We start from the raw sequence: 16,143 nt of genomic DNA on the forward strand, positions 1-16,143 counted from the left end.
GGGTGGGGACTCGACCGGGCTTTCTCGTCGCGTCCTGAATGGACGTGATTGTTGTTGCGCGTCCTAGCGGACGTAATTCTTGGCGTCCTAACGAACGCGTTTTCTTGTTTCCGCGTCCTAACGGACGCTGGCAACTGCGTCGGCGCGGCCGTCATTGATCGTCACCCACGCGCCGGAATTCTGATCGGACTGGCGCTTCAGGTAGGTGTAGTCGGTGTCGGTCCAGGACAGCACCTTGGACTCCAGATTGTCGAGGATGAACTCGCCGAGGCTGGTGCGCACGGTCAGCACCGCATGGCCGTCGCCATTTGGCTGGCGCGCCACCGTCATCAACAGATTGCCGGCGGGAACGCCGAGCGCCATCAACTCGCGGCGCTTCTCCAGCGCATAGTCCTCGCAGTCGCCGAAGCCGCTGTCGGGGTAGGACCAGACCTCTTCCTTGCCCCACATTTCCATGTCGGTGCGCGGCACGATCCGGGTGTTGACCGAATTGTTGACGTTGACGATCGCCGCCCACAGCTTGCGGGTCAGTTCGACGGGCGCCTGCCTCGCTGTGCGCTGCGCGCATTCCTGCGGCAGCTTCTGGCAGAATTCGTAATGGCCGACCGGCTGTGTGGTGCGGCCGCCAGTGTGCATGTAGGCGGGCCCCGCTGCTTCTGCCGTTCCCCAAGCGGAAAGCTGCATCGCCATTGCCAAGAGCAACAGCTTGCCCCACGTCTTCGCCATTTGGTCAGTCTCCCCGTTTGAGGAGACAATGACAGCGTTGGATTTATTTGACGCAAAAACCCGAAGTAGACATTGAGTAAAACCTCAATAGAATAAGCGTAAAATTTGATCTATTTTAATATAAAATCGTTCAGACGCGGGCGCAAAAGTCGAAGCTTTTGCAATGCGGTCGCTGGCCACAGGCGGGGACTTCAGGTGCGGTCCCGCATCCTTGCGTGCCGAGGCGGAATGCCGGGCAACAAAAAACCGGCCGCGAAGGGCCGGTTCGCTTTTCACTGCGTGTTACCGATCGTTCAGGCGCGCGGCGCGTTGAACTCGGAATCGAGCGTTTCCGGGCGCTGGATGACAGCGAATTCGATGGCGACGCCGTCCTCGAAATGACGCACCACCTGGCCACGCATGGTTCCGAGCGTCACCTGGATGCCGAGCGCCGGCTTGACGTCGATCTCGACCGCCGCGCCCGACAATGACAGGTCGATGATGCGACACTGGTACTGACGCCCGTCGGTGAGCTGCAGCACGCTGGTCGGGTTGCGCGGCGCCACGCGTTCGTGGCGGCGATCCTCCGGCAGGTCGAGTTCGTGCTTGTTGGCGAGCCAGGTCAACTGCGCGGCAAGCTTGTCCTTCTTGCGGTCCGAGGCAATGACGGTCATCGCAAAGCCGTCCTGCGAGGTGCGCGTCACCACGCCCTCGATGCGGCCGATATGATCGATATAGGCAATGACTTTTTCGCCCGGCATGCCGACACGGTCGGTGCGCAACGCGACATTGCCCGGCGACATGTCGATCACCTGGCAGGGGTGTTCGGTGCGGTCCTCCAGCATGAAGCGCCCGTAGATCTTGACCCGGACGCGCTGAAAGTTACGCCTTTCGGCGCGGGACGGCGCATATTCGACCGCCGCTGACCTCATGACTGCCTACACCCCTTGGCATTCCCGCATCGTGCGTGGAACTTCACGCCGAAACGCTACAGCAAATCAGGTTAACAAAGGGGAAAAGCGGGTCGCCAATACTTAAAGTCGGGCCATGGATTTGAGCCTAACGCGCGTCGCGTTTGAATGGATTCAGGCGACTCGCTTCAGGCCTTTGTTTTTATGCATGTCGCTTTCTCAAAACCGGTGGCCAGTCCGGGGCCACTTTTGAGCGCCATGCATTACTCCCCACGCCCGCCGTCGAACACGACCAAGTGGCGGATGCGTCGCGACCTACCGAGCGCCGAGATGGTCTCTGGCGCTTCGAGTTCGGTGGGAGCCAGCGAAGGAACCGGTATTTCTGGCCGATTTTTCAGGAACATCGGTTCCTTGTCGGGATCGATGACGCGAATGGCGTCGATCAGCGCGTCGGTAATCGGGTCGGCGCCCAGCCAGAACGGCTTTTCGACGGCGCTGACGACGCCGAGGCAGCGCGGGTTCTCGACGCCGCCGTCGAGGGGCAATGCAAGCAGTTCGAAGCGGTTGGAACGGCCGTTGCGGCTGAACCCCTCATAGGTGATGAGCACCACGGATTTCTGCTCGAAAACGCCATGAATGAGCCGCGACACCAGCCGCTGGTCCTTGTCGCGCCACAGCGAGGGAAGCGAAAAACCCTTGAGCTCGCGGCCATAGCCGGCGCAAAGCCTGGTGCCGGCAAGCCGGAACACGGCTTCGCCGCGCGTATCCTTTTCCAGGATGAAGGTGTCGGCCAAAAGCGCCTTGATATCGGCCGGTTCGACCTCCGAACGCTTTGGCGCAGCACGTCCATCACGCAGTCGGTTCCAATAATGGAACAGCGTGATTGATCCGTTCTGGTTCATGCTCTGCAACTCCGCGCAATCTGCCGTCTGATGGTCCCATCGGTGAACAGAAAGGGCGCCCTCCGATGACCTACATGCGTTCCGGAGCAGGATGCGTGCCAGCGTCGTTAACACTTGTTCACGGGTCGGGGACGTTAAGGTTAACAAGTGGTTTACGTTGTGCGCCGACGGCCGTCGTGGCACACAAAAACCACTCCAGAAGCGGTCGTTTCGCGACGACCAACAGCACTTCGGTCAAAAGTTTTAGGGGAGCAGGGGGCTCGACCAGCCGTTCAAGGGAAACCTTGGACGGCTTCTTTTTGATTCGCGCCCCGGTGATTCGCGGTCGAGGCGCGTTGCGGCCAGCCAACGGCAACATTTGCCAATGGCGCGCTTCGAAACGGTCGAGGATCTCGATGCCAAGCTTCCTGCCGTCGGCGAGCGATGAACGCGGCTGCCACCAGCTGGATCCCTCCAACTGATCCCTTCTCTTCTCCCTCGCTTACGGTCAGGAGATATCGTCGGGAGGGTGGGCTACCTGTCTTCCCTGGCCTAACCGCCGCTGATTGCCGTCAGGATAAAAACCTCGGTGCCGGGGGCGAGCCTGGTTTCCAGGGTTGCCCTCTCGCCATCGACGAAAACGTTCATATGGCGGCGGATGGCAGGGCGGGAATCGCACATCCGGTCGCGCATGCCGGGCCAGAGCGCGTCCAGCCCGTCGATCATTTCCTTCACAGTCGAGGCCGGCAGTTCGACCCGGCGCGGCGCGCCAGGAAACAGGTCGATGAGCACGCCCGGGAGCCGCGCGATGACATGGTGCACACTGCGGGCGGGGTTGTTCGACATTTGCCCTACTCGCCCACCACCATCGTCTCGACGGACAGAATCGTGGGCAGATGCTGAGCGATCTCCGACCAGTCTTCGCCTTCGTTGGCACTGGCAAAGAGCGAGCCGCCGCTGGTGCCGAAATAGACTCCGGCCGGCTCGAGGCTGTCGGTCGCCATAGCCTGCCGCAACACGCCCGCATAGCAGTTCTCCTGCGGCAGACCCTTGCGCTCGTCGAGTCATGTGGCGCCCGCATCCTCCGTCTTCCAGACCGCCGCCTTCGCGTCCGGTACGTAACGGCCGGCGCTGTCGCCGTTGAGCGGCAAAAGGAAGAGCGTGTCGGCGTCGCGCGGATGCGTGGCCGCAGGAAAGCCGAAGGTCGAGGGAAGGCCCTTCTCGATGCTCTGCCAGTTCTTGCCGCCATCGTCGGAGCGGTACATGCCGCAATGGTTCTGCTGGTAGAGCCGGTCGGGTTTGCCGGGCGCCATCACCAGACAGTGCACACACTGGCCGAATTCTGGATAGTTTTGTCCTTCGGGCAGAAAGTCGGCGCGGGTGCCACGGTTGCGCGGCTCCCACGTCTTGCCGCCGTCCCAGGTGTAGAACACGCCTGCGGACGAGATGCCCACCCAGATCTGCCCCTCGTCTCTGGGGTGCGTGATGATGGAATGGAGGATGAGGCCCGCGCCACCCGGGTTCCAGTCCTTGCGGCTTGGGTGATGCTGCAGGCCCTCGATGTGGTTCCAGGTGGCCCCGCCGTCGTCGGAGCGAAACAGGCCGGCCGGCTGCACGCCGGCATAGAGGCTGCCGTTGCGCCTGGCGAGGCTCCACACCGCCTTGATCGGTTCCTCGCCAGCCGCATAGGCCAAGCCCTCGCTGGAATGCGTCCAGGTCTGGCCAAGGTCGTCCGACTTCCAGACCGCCGGACCGAACCATTCGTTGCCGCCGGCGCCGTAGATCGCGCCGGTCTCGGGGTCGCCGACGACATGGTTCATCGGCCAGTGCTCGCAGAACGGACCGCGCAGCTTCCACGAGCCGCGCTTGCCATCGCTCTCGACGATGAAGGCGCCTTTTTTCGTGCCGATGAGCACGAGGATTTTTTCTGGCATTTTTTCCTCCCGATTGCGTCCCTTTCATCAAGGACGGCGGAGCGCGGGCCTGGCCGACAGGGCCAACGATTTTTTTAGTCTAAACCTGTCGAGGCCAAGGTGAGAAGATATGCCGCCTCCCTGGCTCTGCCATCGGGGACAGCGCGATTTGTGCTGTCATCACCTGACGCCGCGCTGGAGCGCGCCATGCGAGGTGTTAGAGGATTCAGGGCAGTTTCAACCGAAGCATCCTTGCTCTAAAGCTCGCGGAACGAATCCCTGGACCCAAGTGAATGAGCGAACCGATCAGTCCCACCGAGACCGAACAGACCGAGGAGGCGCCGCCGCCGCGCCGCGAGCCGGTGTTCAACCTGCCGCCGGTGGTGCTGGCGGTGATCGGCATATGTGTGGCCGTCTTCCTGCTGCAACAGTATGTGCTGACCGAAGAGCAGCAGATAACATTGCTCACCGACGGGGCCTTCATTCCCGTGCTCTACACCGGGCAATACGGCTTCGACTGGTTCCTCTTCACCCGTCCTTTCACCTATGCCTTCATGCATGGCGGCCTTGCCCACATTGCCATCAACATGGTTGCGCTGGCCGCCTTCGGTTCGCCGCTGGCCAACCGTCTCGGTTGGTTCCGGTTCGCATTGTTTTTCGCCGCCACCGGATTGGCCGCGGTGGTGCTGTTCTGGGCGGTCCATCCATTCGGTGAAGCGCCGCTGGTCGGCGCCTCCGGAGCGATATCGGGCATGATGGGTGCGGCGGCGCGTTTCGGGTTCCGTACCGACCGCTCGTCCGGCGGGGCTGCCTTTGCCGGCCCCGTGCTGCCGATCGCGATCGTGCTGCGCTTGCGCGGCGTCGTCAATTTTCTCGGCGCCTGGATGATCATCAATCTCATCACCGGCCTTTATGGGCTCGGACTCGGCGAGCCCGGCCAGATTGCCTGGGAAGCGCATATTGGCGGCCTTGTCGCCGGCTTCTTCGGATTGCGCTGGTTCGACCGGCGCTGGCAGGCGCCTGAATGGGAAATCCCCGAGGACCAGAGCACTCCCGACTAGCGCACCCCATTGGCACACTTGAAAAGCAACCGATCACGGCGCACGATGTTCACTCTTATGTGAAGCCGGTCAGGGCGGGAGCTGGCTAGCCAAGCAGGAGGAGGAGGAGGACGCCATGACGGTTAAGGCAATTCTCGAGAAAAAAGGCCATGACGTGTTCACGCTCGGGCCGAATGAAAAGCTGAGCGAAGCCATTCGAATCCTGGTCGACCACAAGATCGGTGCACTGGTCATCACCAATGGCGATCGCAAGATCGTCGGCATCCTTTCCGAGCGTGACATCGTTCGGGTGGTTGCCAAGGAAGGCGCTGCCGCACTTGATATTGCGGTGCGCTCGGCGATGACGCCGAAAGTGAAGATCTGCAACGAGAACCACACGGTCAACGAGGTAATGGAGATCATGACCCGAGGCCGGTTCCGCCATCTGCCGGTGGAAAAGGACGGGATGCTCGATGGCATCGTGTCGATCGGCGACGTGGTCAAGCGCCGCATCGAGGATGTCGAGCGCGAGGCTGCAGAGATCCGCGCCTATATCGCAACGGCCTGACCAGGCGAAGAAACCGCCGACCGGACTGCCGGCCGGCGGACTTTATCTCATCGTTTGTCGAGTTCGGAGCGGACGAGTTGCAGTCCGCGCCTTGTGATGCGGTAGGGGCCGCGTAAGTGGACATCCACTCTCCATTGGGATGGCGTCCTATAGGCGAAAGTGGCCGAAAAGGCCAGCCGACGGCTCTGTGCTTCTTTGGGTGCTTGTCTCGCGAAGCGGTTTGCACTAGCGAAGGCCGATACCCAAATTTGCGAAAATCGCAGTTTTCGCGAGACAAAAGCAGGCCACCATGACCCTCATCGATACCCGCACGCCCGACGCCAAACGTTTTATCCCCGGCGCCACCGGCGATTGGGAGATCATCATCGGCCTCGAGGTTCATGCGCAGGTGACCTCGGAAGCAAAGCTGTTTTCCGGGGCGTCGACGACTTTCGGCGCGGCGCCCAACGCCAATGTCAGCCTGGTCGACGCGGCCATGCCCGGAATGCTGCCGGTCATCAACGAGGAATGTGTCAAGCAGGCGATCCGCACCGGGCTCGGACTGAAGGCGCAGATCAACCACAAGTCGGTGTTCGACCGGAAAAACTATTTCTACCCCGACCTGCCGCAGGGCTACCAGATTTCGCAGTTCAAGCAGCCGATCATCGGCGAAGGCATGATCGTCATTTCGGTCGGCCCCGACCGGCAGGGCGAGTTCGAGGACATCGAGATCGGCATCGAGCGCCTGCACCTGGAGCAGGATGCCGGCAAGTCGATGCACGACCAGCATCCGACCATGTCCTATGTCGACCTCAACCGCTCGGGCGTTGCGCTGATGGAGATTGTCTCCAAGCCCGACATGCGCTCCGCCGACGAGGCCAAGGCGTACGTCACCAAGCTGCGCACCATTGTGCGTTATCTCGGCACTTGCGACGGCAACATGGACGAAGGCTCGATGCGCGCCGACGTCAACGTGTCGGTGCGCAAGCCGGGCGGCGAATTCGGCACGCGCTGCGAGATCAAGAACGTCAACTCGATCCGCTTCATCGGCCAGGCTATCGAGTTCGAGGCGCGTCGCCAGATCGCCATCATCGAGGACGGCGGCAAGATCGACCAGGAGACGCGGCTGTTCGACGCCGTCAAGGGCGAGACACGCTCGATGCGCACCAAGGAAGAGGCGCACGACTACCGCTATTTCCCCGATCCCGATCTTCTGCCGCTGGAATTCGACCAGGCCTATGTCGATGCACTGGCCAAGGAGTTACCGGAACTGCCCGATGACAAGAAGGCGCGGCTGATCTCCTCGCTGGGGCTGTCGACCTACGACGCATCGATCCTGGTGTCGGAAAAGCCGATCGCCGATTATTTCGAGCAGGTGGCCAGCGGCCGCGACGGCAAGCTTGCCGCCAACTGGGTTATCAACGATCTGCTCGGCCAGCTCAACAAGGCCGGCAAGGGCATTGAAAATGCTCCGGTTTCGCCAGAGCAGCTGGGTGCCGTCATCGACCTCATCAAGGAAGGCACCATCTCGGGCAAGATCGCCAAGGATCTGTTCGAGATCGTCTGGAACGAGGGCGGCGATCCGCGCCAGCTGGTCGAAAGCCGCGGCATGAAGCAGGTCACCGACACCGGCGCCATCGAGAAGGCGGTTGACGAGGTCATTGCTGCCAACCCCGACAAGGTCGAACAGGCCCGCGCCAAGCCGACCATGGCCGGCTGGTTCGTCGGCCAGGTGATGAAAGCAACCGGCGGCAAGGCCAACCCTCAGGCGGTCAACGACCTGGTCAAGGCCAAGCTCGGCATCGAATAGCGCGATGTTCGTCCGCACCGCCAGCGAGCGCGACCTTGCCGCCATCCGCGCGCTGCTGGTCGAAACCTGGCATGCAACCTACGACGCCATCTATGGCGCCAAGCGGGTGACCGAAATCACCGAGGACTGGCATTCGATCGCTTGGCTCAAGGCGCGGCTGACGAGGCCGAATTCCGAGTTCCTGATAGCCGATGACGGCAAGCGCATCGGCGGCATGGCTTTCGCCGCCGCTACCACGGATCCAAAGATCGTGCTGTTGAACCAGCTCTATGTGCTGCCCGCCTGCCAGCGGCAAGGCATTGGCCAGGCCTTGCTGGACGAGGTCGAGGCCAGCTTTCCCGAGGCAAACACCTTGCGCGTCGAGGTGGAAGAGGCCAACACGCCGGCCATTGCTTTCTACCGTTCGAAGGGATTTTTGCCGGCCGGCAGCACCGCCGATTGCGGCGGCGGTTCGGGCTTGCCGACGCTGATCTTCGAGAAGACTATCGGCTAGCGTCACCGGATGCTGTACCGGCCGGGCGCAAGAAATCAGATCGCGTGCAGCGGTGGTGTCAATTCGCGCATCAGGAGCGCCAGCTCACGTTGGTCGCCGGTGGCGGTCTTGTCGAAGATCGTCGCCAGTTGTGATTTGACGGTGCCGTCCGAGACGCCGCTGGCAGCCGCGATTTCACGCCGTGTCAATCCGGCGGCGACATGGCCGGCGACGCGCTTTTCCGCCGCGGTCAGACCGAACAGTGCCGCGATCGCCTCCAGTGCCGGCACCGGTGCGGCGCCGGCGGCGGCAATGAAGATGGCGGCGGCGGCGCGTTGCGACATGCGGGTCGAAATGTCGCGTCGCGCCAGCGGCATGACATGCGCCACCGCCGGAGCCATGGCCCTCGCCAGGGGAATGTTGATGCCGGAAGGTCCGAGCGCGAATTCGTTTCGCGTGCCGAGCTGGACGGCGCGGCCGATCGCTGTGTTGGCATTGGCATAGGTGAAGGAGAGCTGGCCGCGAACCGAGGACACTGAGGTGTTTTGCGCGAGCAGCGCTTCGGCTGCCGGATTGGCGAAAATGATCTGCATATCGTCGGCGACGATCAGCACCGGATGGTCGAGGCCCTCGATGATCGAGCGAAAGATGTCAGCCTTGCGCCGCTCGGCCTCGAACAGGTCGCCGATGGTCACCGCACGCCGGACGTGAGGTGCGAGCGTGGAAATCAGATCGATATCCCTGGCTGAAATCTGCGGCCTATCCTTGTCGGTCACCACCATCAGCGTGCCGGTGCGGGTCGGCTGCTTCATGAGCGCCACCCAGAAGAAATCGTCCAGACGGTTGGGTTCCACCCACTCGCGCACTATGCGGCTTTCGATCCAGTTCTGCCGCGCATCGGGGCCTTGCAGTGCGTAGACGCTATCGACGGTGAACGGCACGTCGATGTCCATCTTCGGCAGCGCCTTGAAGAAGGGCACCTCGCAGGCGTAGTCGCGCTGCAGCGGCTCGAGCAGGGCCGGATCGCCGCAAGACGTTGAGAACCGTGCCGAATTGCTTGATGTGTCGACGACCGCCAGCATGGCAAGCCGGCCGATCGCCAATTTGCAGATTGATTCAAGGGTCGACTGCCAACGGTCGACATCGGCAATCGAATCATAGATCGCCTCGACGATCTGGGGCAGAGCGCGACCGTTGATGTTGGGCCTGGATAGACATAGAGCCTCGTTTACATCGCAGCGTAGTGGCAGGTCACGCATTATCTGCCTGAGGTCTCACACAGCATTGCCGGGTACGCCACGTCTGTGAAACGTCTCACAGCGGCGTTTTGGTGTGTGATCGCTATCAGACCAGCCGATATGACCCTGAAGGGCCGTTGTCTACGGGCACTCGCGCCAAGCTGCGATACAAATCAAAGTGAAGGGATTTGGAATTTTTCAGGGAATAAATGAGGAAACTTCCACATTATCGATCAACCTGGTCCTGCCAAGCCAGGCCGCAGCCAGAAGGCGGCCGTCGCTGGCACGCCGCCAGGGGGCAAGGGTCAGGCTCTCGCGCGCGGCGACATAGTCGACGCGGTCGAAGCCTGCCTCGAGAAGCGCGGCGGCAGCCTTGGCGGTCACGCTGCTTTCGTCTGTGCCGGCCGCAAGCGCCGCCGCTGCCTGGCGCAGGATGACATTGAGCTGCCGTGCGACACCGAGTTCGGCGGCGCCGAGATAGGCATTTCGCGACGACATTGCGAGGCCGTGCCCGTCGCGCACCGTTGGCGCGCCGACAATGTCCACCGGCAGGTCGAGATCGCGGCAGAGTTTTCGCACAACGCAAAGCTGCTGGTAGTCCTTTTCGCCGAAGATGGCGCGATCGGGCAGGGCTTGCAGAAAAAGCTTCGCCACAACCGTGGCGACGCCCTGGAAGAAGGTCGGCCTGAAATCCGATTCCAGGCCAGCAGACGGGCCGCCAACCGAAATCTTCGTCGCAAAGCCAGTCGGGTACATCTCGGAAACCGTAGGCGTGAAGGCAAGATGGGCGCCGGCCTCGGCCAGCCGGTCGAGGTCACGCGCCATCTGGCGCGGATATTTGTCCAGGTCTTCGGTGGGGGCGAATTGAGCCGGATTGACGAAGATCGAGACGATGCAGCGATCGGCCGTCGAAAGCGCGGCCCTGACCAGCGAGATATGGCCGTCATGCAGCGCGCCCATGGTCGGCACCATGGCAACGCTGAGGCCGTGGAGCCGCCAGTCGCGGATTTGCGCGCGAAGGGCAACCACGGTATCGACGACGACAGGCTGGCTCATACGTTGTCCTTGTCGCTGCTGGCTGAAAAGACGTGGCTTGGTCCGGGGAAGGTTCGGCTGCGTACCTCTGCCGCGTAACGCTTGGCGGCGTTGGCAACCACGCTGCGCAAATCGGCATATTCCTTGACGAATTTCGGCACCCGGTCGACGGTCAGGCCGATCATGTCGTCGATGACCAGGATCTGGCCGTCGCACTGGCCACTGGCGCCGATGCCGATGGTCGGAATGGCGATGCGCCGGGTCAGGTCGGCGGCAACGCTCTCGATGGTGCCTTCGATGACCAGCGAAAACGCGCCGGCCTTCTCGACCGCATCGGCGTCGCGAATAAGGGTGGCTACATTCTCCGGCGTGCGGCCCTTGATCTTGTAGCCGCCGTCCTTTTCCACCGATTGCGGCTGCAGGCCGACATGACCCATCACCGGAATGCCGGCAGCGACGATTGCCGCGATCTGGCCGGCGACGTCAACGCCGCCCTCCAGCTTCACCGCCTGGCAGCCGGTTTCCCCGACGATGCGGCGCGCAGAGGCGACGGCTTGCGCGGCTGAATTCTCATAGCTGCCGGCGGGCATGTCGACCACCACGCAGGCCTTCGCCGAGCCGCGCGTCACAGCCTGGCCATGGGAGATCATCATCTCCAGCGAAGCGCTGAGCGTGGTCTTGTGGCCGTGCAGAACCATGGCAACGCTGTCGCCGACCAGAAGAAGATCGACATGATCGTCGAGCAGGCGGGCGATGGGATAGGTGTAAGCGGTCAGGCAGACGATCGGCACGCCGCCCTTGCGGGCGCGAATCGTCTCCGCACTGATCCTGGTGACAGCTGGGGCCATTCCTCACCTCCCGCAGCCGGCGTTGACCAGCGCCGGCTGCGCAGAGCTTTAGGAACACACAGCCGGCTTGGCAAGCTCCTGTTCGCAGTTGCGAAATGGATCGGCCAATGACAGAGCCTTTCGGCATGCCGTCAGTGCCGCAGGCACCCGCAAAACCCTTGCCTTCGCGAAGGCCTGACGCCATAAGCAGGAGGCAGGCACCGCCGCGCGCCCCGCGAGGATTTGAATGAAAACTTTCCTTCTGCAGTTTTTCACCTGGTGGAACCGCCAGACGCTGGGAACGCGTTTCCACACCTGGCGCCACGGCAGCAAGGTCGGCCAGGACGCTGCCGGCAATGTCTACTACGAAGGTGGCGTCGATTCGGAAGGCCGCACCCGCCGCTGGGTCATCTACGCCAATTATTCGGAAGCCTCGGCGATTCCGCCAGGCTGGCACGGCTGGATGCATCACCGCGTCGATGTCGCGCCGCCGAGCGACGACTATCGCCCGCGTGAATGGGAAAAGGCACACGAACCGAACCTCACGGGCACGCCGGCGGCCTATCGCCCGAAGGGCTCCGTGCTCACCAATCAGCACCGTCCGCAAGTGACGGGCGACTATGATGCGTGGACGCCTGGTTCTTGATCGCCGGCCGGTCTTTTGTCGCCACAATTGGCGTTTAGCTGCTTGCTGATATGACAACGGCGAATAGCCTTGGGCGTGACAGAATCACCCGGGCCCAAACCACCGGTATCTCCGCATGAATATTTTCAGCCTGACATCGATGGCCGGACTGACGGCAGTTGCCGCTGTTGCCATGTGCCCGACCGCGTTTGCGGAAGCCCAGGCGCCTGCCGCGGCACCCGCAATCTCCGATCGCATCACCAACCCGGTCGCCGAATTTGCCGGCATCGACAAGATCACCGGCCGCATCATCACCTTCGATGTCTATATCGACGAAACCGTGCAGTTCGGCGCTTTGCAGGTGACGCCGCGCATCTGCTATTCGCGGCCGGAAAACGAGGAGCCGAAGACCGATTCCTTCGTCGAGGTCGACGAGATCACGCTCGACCGCAAGATCCGCCGCATCTTCACCGGCTGGATGTTTGCCGAAAGTCCCGGCCTCAACGCCGTCGAGCACGCCGTCTATGACGTGTGGCTGAAGGGATGCAAGCAGAAGTCGGACGTGCCGCCACCTGACGCGGCCAAGGCCGAGACGCCCAAGGTCGATACGTCAAAGCCGAAGCCCGCCGCTGCTCCGGCCGTGGAACAGCCAGACCCCACGGAGCCTGACGCGACCGACACCAACTGATCCTCCGGAACCGTCGTGGCCACCATGCGTTGGGCCATGGATGACCGCGCATTTATGCGCTTGGAGGATTTCCAGATGTCAGACAGCAAGCGGATTACCGCCAGCAAGAAAGACCTGCTCGACCTCGAAAAGGGGTTCTGGACGGGTGACTCGGCCTACTACGCGGCCAATGCCGACACGGAATGCCTGGTGGCGTTTCCTGAGATGGCAAAGGCGATGGACAATGCCGATCTCGCCAAGACCGCGACCAAGCCCAACCGCTGGCGCGATCTACAGATTGACCTCAAGGGCATCATCGAGCCCGGCAGCGACATTATCATGCTGACTTATGAGGCTCATGCCGTCAGGGAAAACGGCGAGCCCTACGCGGCGCTGGTCAGCACCGGCTACGTCCACCGCGTCACCGGATGGAAGATGATGTTCCATTCGCAGACGCCAATGGAGGCTGCTGCGAAAGGCTAATGGCCTCGGTCAGGGATAAAAAACCGCTTCGCCCTTCAGCGCGTCGGCCAGCATCTTCTCGTATTTGCCACGCGGCACGTCGACCGCGCCGAAGCGCTTGAGGTGTTCGGTGGTGAATTGTGTGTCGAGCAACGCGAAGCCGCGCGCCTTCAGCCGCTCGACGAGATAATAGAGGCAGGTCTTGGACGCATCGGTCTCCCGGGCGAACATGCTTTCGCCGAAGAACACCCGGCCGAGCGAGACCCCATAGAGGCCGCCGACCAGCCGTTCCTCGCGCCATGCTTCGACCGAGTGGCAGTGCCCGAGACGGTGCAGTTCGATATAGGCTTCGCGGATCGGCGCGTTGATCCAGGTCGAGCGGCGCTCCTCGCGCTTTTCGGCGCAGCCATCGATCGTCGCCTCGAAATCGAAGTCGAAGCGGATGTCGAACGGGTGCTTGCGGATCGTCTTCTTCAGGCTCTTCGGCGTGTGGAAGCCGTCGAGCGGGATGATGCCGCGCGTCTCCGGCCGCACCCAGAACACCTCGGGATCCGAAGCGCTCTCGGCCATCGGGAACACGCCCGAGGCATAGGCCTTGAGCAGAAGGTCGGTCGGAATGCGATAGCCGGGCGCGTAGGGGCGGGTCATCGCGGCCTCATAGCGGTAATTGGGCGCTATTCCTCTTTGGCCAGATACTGTTCCAGCCAGTGGATGTCGTAGTCGCCATTGGCGATGTCGGCATTGCCGACGAGGTCGCGAAACAGCGGCAGCGTGGTCTTGATGCCGTCGACGACGAACTCGTCGAGCGCCCGGCGCAGCCGCATCATGCATTCGACGCGGTTGCGCCCGTGCACGATCAGCTTGCCGATCAGGCTGTCGTAATAGGGCGGGATCTTATAGCCGGAATAGACACCGGAATCGACCCGGATGCCGAGGCCGCCGGGCGTGTGGAAATGGGTGATCGTGCCGGGCGACGGCGTGAAGGTGCGCGGATCCTCGGCATTGATGCGGCATTCGATGGCGTGGCCGTTGAACTTGATGTCCTCTTGGCGCACCGAAAGTCCGCCACCGGAAGCGACGCGGATCTGCTCATGCACGAGATCGATGCCGGTGATCGCTTCGGTCACCGGATGCTCGACCTGCAGACGCGTGTTCATCTCGATGAAGTAGAATTCGCCGTTCTCATAGAGGAACTCGATCGTGCCGGCGCCGGAATAGCCAAGATCGGCAATGGCCTTGGCACAGATGCCGCCGATGCGGGCGCGCTCCTCGGCGTTGAGAGCCGGCGAGGGCGCCTCTTCCCAGACTTTTTGATGACGGCGTTGCAGCGAACAGTCACGTTCGCCGAAATGCACGCCGCGGCCGGCGCCGTCGCCGAACACCTGCACCTCGATGTGGCGCGGCTTTTCCAGGTATTTCTCGATGTAGACGGCATCGTCGCCGAAGGCCGCACCGGCTTCCGTGCTCGCTGTCTGCAAGGCGATCTCAAGGTCAGCCTCGGTAAGAGCGACCTTCATACCGCGCCCGCCACCGCCCGCCGACGCCTTGATGATCACGGGATAGCCGATCTCGGCGGCAATGCGCCTGGCTTCCTTTTGATCGGTGACGGCGCCGTCGGAGCCCGGCACCACCGGAATGCCGAGGCGCTTTGCCGTGCGCTTGGCCTCGATCTTGTCGCCCATGATGCGGATATGGTCGCCCGACGGGCCGATGAAGGTGATGTTGTGGGCGGCCAGGATGTCGGCGAACTTGGCGTTCTCCGACAGGAAGCCGTAGCCCGGATGCACGGCGTCGGCGCCGGTGATTTCGCAGGCGGCAACGATCTGATGGATGTTGAGGTAGCTGTCGCGCGATGGCGGCGGGCCGATGCACACGCTCTCGTCGGCGAGCCTGACATGCATGGCGTCAGCGTCGGCGGTCGAATGCACCACCACGGTCTGGATACCGAGTTCCTTGCAGGCGCGCAGCACCCGAAGCGCGATTTCGCCGCGATTGGCGATGAGGATCTTCTGGAACATCCGGCCCGCTCTACTCGATCACGACGAGCGGCATGCCGTATTCGACCGGCTGGCCGTCCTCGAACAGGATCGCCGTCACCGTGCCGGGGCGCGGCGAAGGAATCTGGTTCATCGTCTTCATCGCCTCGATGATCAGCAGTGTCTGGCCTTCCTTGACCGTCTGGCCGACTTCGATGAACGCCTTGGCGTCGGGCGAGGGGGCAAGATAGGCAGTACCGACCATCGGCGAGGGGACCGCGTTCTTGGACGGATCGGCCGCCGCGGGTGCGGCAGCTGCGCTCGCCGCGGGCTGCGCTGCCGGCGCATAGCCTGCTTGAGGTGCCGCAATGGCGTGGACGGCGGGCGCCTGGCGCGATACGCGCACCTTCAGGTCGCCGAGCTCGACCTCGATCTCGGTGAGGTTGGTGTCGTTCAGTATGCCCGCCAGATCGCGGATCAGTTGCTGGTCAACACCGGTCTTCTTTATCGACATTTTCGAGCCTTCTGTTTGTGGGCCGGTCATAGGCGTGCCGCCAGCGCCTGCAGCGCCAGCAAGTAGCCAAGCGGCCCGAACCCGCAGATCATGCCGACAGCAACCGGCGCAACCATGGAGACGTGGCGGAATGGTTCCCGCGCGTGGATGTTGGAGAGGTGAACTTCGGCGACGGGCAGCGGCGCGATAGCGCGGATGGCGTCGTGAATGGCGATCGAGGTGTGGCTGTAGGCCCCCGGATTGATGACGATGCCGGCAGCCTTGTCGCCGGCCTCCTGGATCCAGTCGACGAGGTCGCCTTCATGGTTCGACTGGCGAAAATCGATCTCGAGGCCAAGTGCGGCCCCCGCCTGCTTGCAGTCGTCGGCGATCGCGGCAAGCGTCTTGCCGCCATAGATGCCGGGCTCGCGCTTGCCGAGCGCGTTCAGGTTGGGACCGTTCAGGACGAAAATCGTTTTCAAAAATGCCGACCTTTTCCGGCGCCAGCCTCAAGCCGGCGCGCAGGGCCTTCTATAATGGG

Annotated in this window: 19 protein-coding genes and 1 pseudogene; 7 read left to right on the plus strand and 13 right to left on the minus strand. The window is 62.6% G+C overall.

Features of this window, described 5'->3' with window-relative positions:
- Positions 1 to 117 precede the first annotated feature (117 nt).
- The 6 genes and pseudogenes from H0241_RS32470 to H0241_RS32495 form a co-directional block, all read right to left on the minus strand.
- Positions 118 to 726 (minus strand): transglutaminase-like cysteine peptidase, encoded by a 609-nt coding sequence (locus H0241_RS32470; RefSeq protein WP_181061849.1) that lies wholly within the window; start codon positions 724 to 726, stop codon positions 118 to 120.
- Positions 727 to 1,019: 293 nt separating this feature from the next.
- A complete protein-coding gene (locus H0241_RS32475; protein ID WP_181061850.1) occupies positions 1,020 to 1,637 on the minus strand; it encodes a PilZ domain-containing protein in 618 nt (205 codons plus the stop codon).
- Positions 1,638 to 1,879: 242 nt separating this feature from the next.
- A complete protein-coding gene (locus H0241_RS32480; protein ID WP_181061851.1) occupies positions 1,880 to 2,518 on the minus strand; it encodes a PAS domain-containing protein in 639 nt (212 codons plus the stop codon).
- A gap of 118 nt (positions 2,519 to 2,636) precedes the next feature.
- Positions 2,637 to 2,975, minus strand: coding sequence for a hypothetical protein (locus tag H0241_RS32485; RefSeq protein ID WP_181061852.1), 339 nt, complete (start codon positions 2,973 to 2,975; stop codon positions 2,637 to 2,639).
- A gap of 74 nt (positions 2,976 to 3,049) precedes the next feature.
- Positions 3,050 to 3,343: a MoaD/ThiS family protein gene (locus H0241_RS32490; RefSeq protein WP_181061853.1), complete on the minus strand. Its 294-nt coding sequence runs from the start codon at positions 3,341 to 3,343 to the stop codon at positions 3,050 to 3,052.
- Between the two features lie 5 nt (positions 3,344 to 3,348).
- Positions 3,349 to 4,431, minus strand: a pseudogene (locus H0241_RS32495) (WD40/YVTN/BNR-like repeat-containing protein).
- 272 nt (positions 4,432 to 4,703) lie between these two features.
- Here H0241_RS32495 and H0241_RS32500 point away from each other — a divergent pair.
- The 4 genes from H0241_RS32500 to H0241_RS32515 all read left to right on the plus strand — a co-directional run bounded on the left by H0241_RS32500 (position 4,704) and on the right by H0241_RS32515 (position 8,300).
- Positions 4,704 to 5,471, plus strand: coding sequence for a rhomboid family intramembrane serine protease (locus tag H0241_RS32500; protein WP_181061854.1), 768 nt, complete (start codon positions 4,704 to 4,706; stop codon positions 5,469 to 5,471).
- 115 nt (positions 5,472 to 5,586) lie between these two features.
- Positions 5,587 to 6,018, plus strand: coding sequence for a CBS domain-containing protein (locus H0241_RS32505; RefSeq protein WP_181061855.1), 432 nt, complete (start codon positions 5,587 to 5,589; stop codon positions 6,016 to 6,018).
- 289 nt (positions 6,019 to 6,307) lie between these two features.
- Entirely contained in the window at positions 6,308 to 7,807 is a 1,500-nt protein-coding gene (gatB, locus tag H0241_RS32510; protein WP_181061856.1) for an Asp-tRNA(Asn)/Glu-tRNA(Gln) amidotransferase subunit GatB, read from the plus strand.
- Between the two features lie 4 nt (positions 7,808 to 7,811).
- Positions 7,812 to 8,300 (plus strand): GNAT family N-acetyltransferase, encoded by a 489-nt coding sequence (locus H0241_RS32515; RefSeq protein ID WP_181061857.1) that lies wholly within the window; start codon positions 7,812 to 7,814, stop codon positions 8,298 to 8,300.
- Between the two features lie 35 nt (positions 8,301 to 8,335).
- Here H0241_RS32515 and H0241_RS32520 read toward each other — a convergent pair whose 3' ends face one another.
- The 3 genes from H0241_RS32520 to panB all read right to left on the minus strand — a co-directional run bounded on the left by H0241_RS32520 (position 8,336) and on the right by panB (position 11,400).
- The gene (locus tag H0241_RS32520; protein WP_181061858.1) at positions 8,336 to 9,538 is read right to left on the minus strand and encodes a helix-turn-helix transcriptional regulator; all 1,203 of its coding nucleotides are present in this window, start codon (positions 9,536 to 9,538) and stop codon (positions 8,336 to 8,338) included.
- 177 nt (positions 9,539 to 9,715) lie between these two features.
- Positions 9,716 to 10,573, minus strand: coding sequence for a pantoate--beta-alanine ligase (gene panC / locus H0241_RS32525; protein WP_181061859.1), 858 nt, complete (start codon positions 10,571 to 10,573; stop codon positions 9,716 to 9,718).
- Entirely contained in the window at positions 10,570 to 11,400 is an 831-nt protein-coding gene (gene panB / locus H0241_RS32530; protein ID WP_181061860.1) for a 3-methyl-2-oxobutanoate hydroxymethyltransferase, read from the minus strand. Before panB ends, panC begins: the two co-directional genes overlap by 4 nt.
- A 226-nt stretch (positions 11,401 to 11,626) precedes the next feature.
- Between panB and H0241_RS32535 the strand changes: the two genes are divergently transcribed.
- The 3 genes from H0241_RS32535 to H0241_RS32545 all read left to right on the plus strand — a co-directional run bounded on the left by H0241_RS32535 (position 11,627) and on the right by H0241_RS32545 (position 13,154).
- Positions 11,627 to 12,025 carry an NADH:ubiquinone oxidoreductase subunit NDUFA12 gene (locus tag H0241_RS32535; RefSeq protein WP_181061861.1) on the plus strand — a complete coding sequence of 133 codons (399 nt, stop codon included), beginning with the start codon at positions 11,627 to 11,629 and terminating at the stop codon, positions 12,023 to 12,025.
- 115 nt (positions 12,026 to 12,140) lie between these two features.
- A complete protein-coding gene (locus tag H0241_RS32540) occupies positions 12,141 to 12,692 on the plus strand; it encodes a DUF2155 domain-containing protein (protein ID WP_181061862.1) in 552 nt (183 codons plus the stop codon).
- 75 nt (positions 12,693 to 12,767) lie between these two features.
- Positions 12,768 to 13,154, plus strand: a complete 387-nt coding sequence (locus H0241_RS32545) for a hypothetical protein (RefSeq protein ID WP_181061863.1) — start codon at positions 12,768 to 12,770, stop codon at positions 13,152 to 13,154.
- Between the two features lie 9 nt (positions 13,155 to 13,163).
- Here H0241_RS32545 and aat read toward each other — a convergent pair whose 3' ends face one another.
- From aat to aroQ, 4 genes are read right to left on the minus strand one after another with little or no spacing between them, the layout of a single operon-like run.
- Positions 13,164 to 13,781: a leucyl/phenylalanyl-tRNA--protein transferase gene (gene aat, locus H0241_RS32550; RefSeq protein WP_112564331.1), complete on the minus strand. Its 618-nt coding sequence runs from the start codon at positions 13,779 to 13,781 to the stop codon at positions 13,164 to 13,166.
- Between the two features lie 26 nt (positions 13,782 to 13,807).
- Complete coding sequence (gene accC, locus H0241_RS32555; RefSeq protein WP_181061864.1) at positions 13,808 to 15,151, minus strand: acetyl-CoA carboxylase biotin carboxylase subunit; 1,344 nt, start codon at positions 15,149 to 15,151, stop codon at positions 13,808 to 13,810.
- 10 nt (positions 15,152 to 15,161) lie between these two features.
- On the minus strand, positions 15,162 to 15,623 hold the full coding sequence (gene accB, locus H0241_RS32560) for an acetyl-CoA carboxylase biotin carboxyl carrier protein (RefSeq protein WP_181061865.1): 462 nt from the start codon (positions 15,621 to 15,623) through the stop codon (positions 15,162 to 15,164).
- A gap of 26 nt (positions 15,624 to 15,649) precedes the next feature.
- Entirely contained in the window at positions 15,650 to 16,084 is a 435-nt protein-coding gene (gene aroQ, locus H0241_RS32565; protein WP_181061866.1) for a type II 3-dehydroquinate dehydratase, read from the minus strand.
- Between the last annotated feature and the right edge of the window lie 59 nt (positions 16,085 to 16,143).

This window comes from Mesorhizobium neociceri (assembly GCF_013520985.1).
In the GTDB taxonomy this organism is placed as follows: domain Bacteria; phylum Pseudomonadota; class Alphaproteobacteria; order Rhizobiales; family Rhizobiaceae; genus Mesorhizobium; species Mesorhizobium neociceri.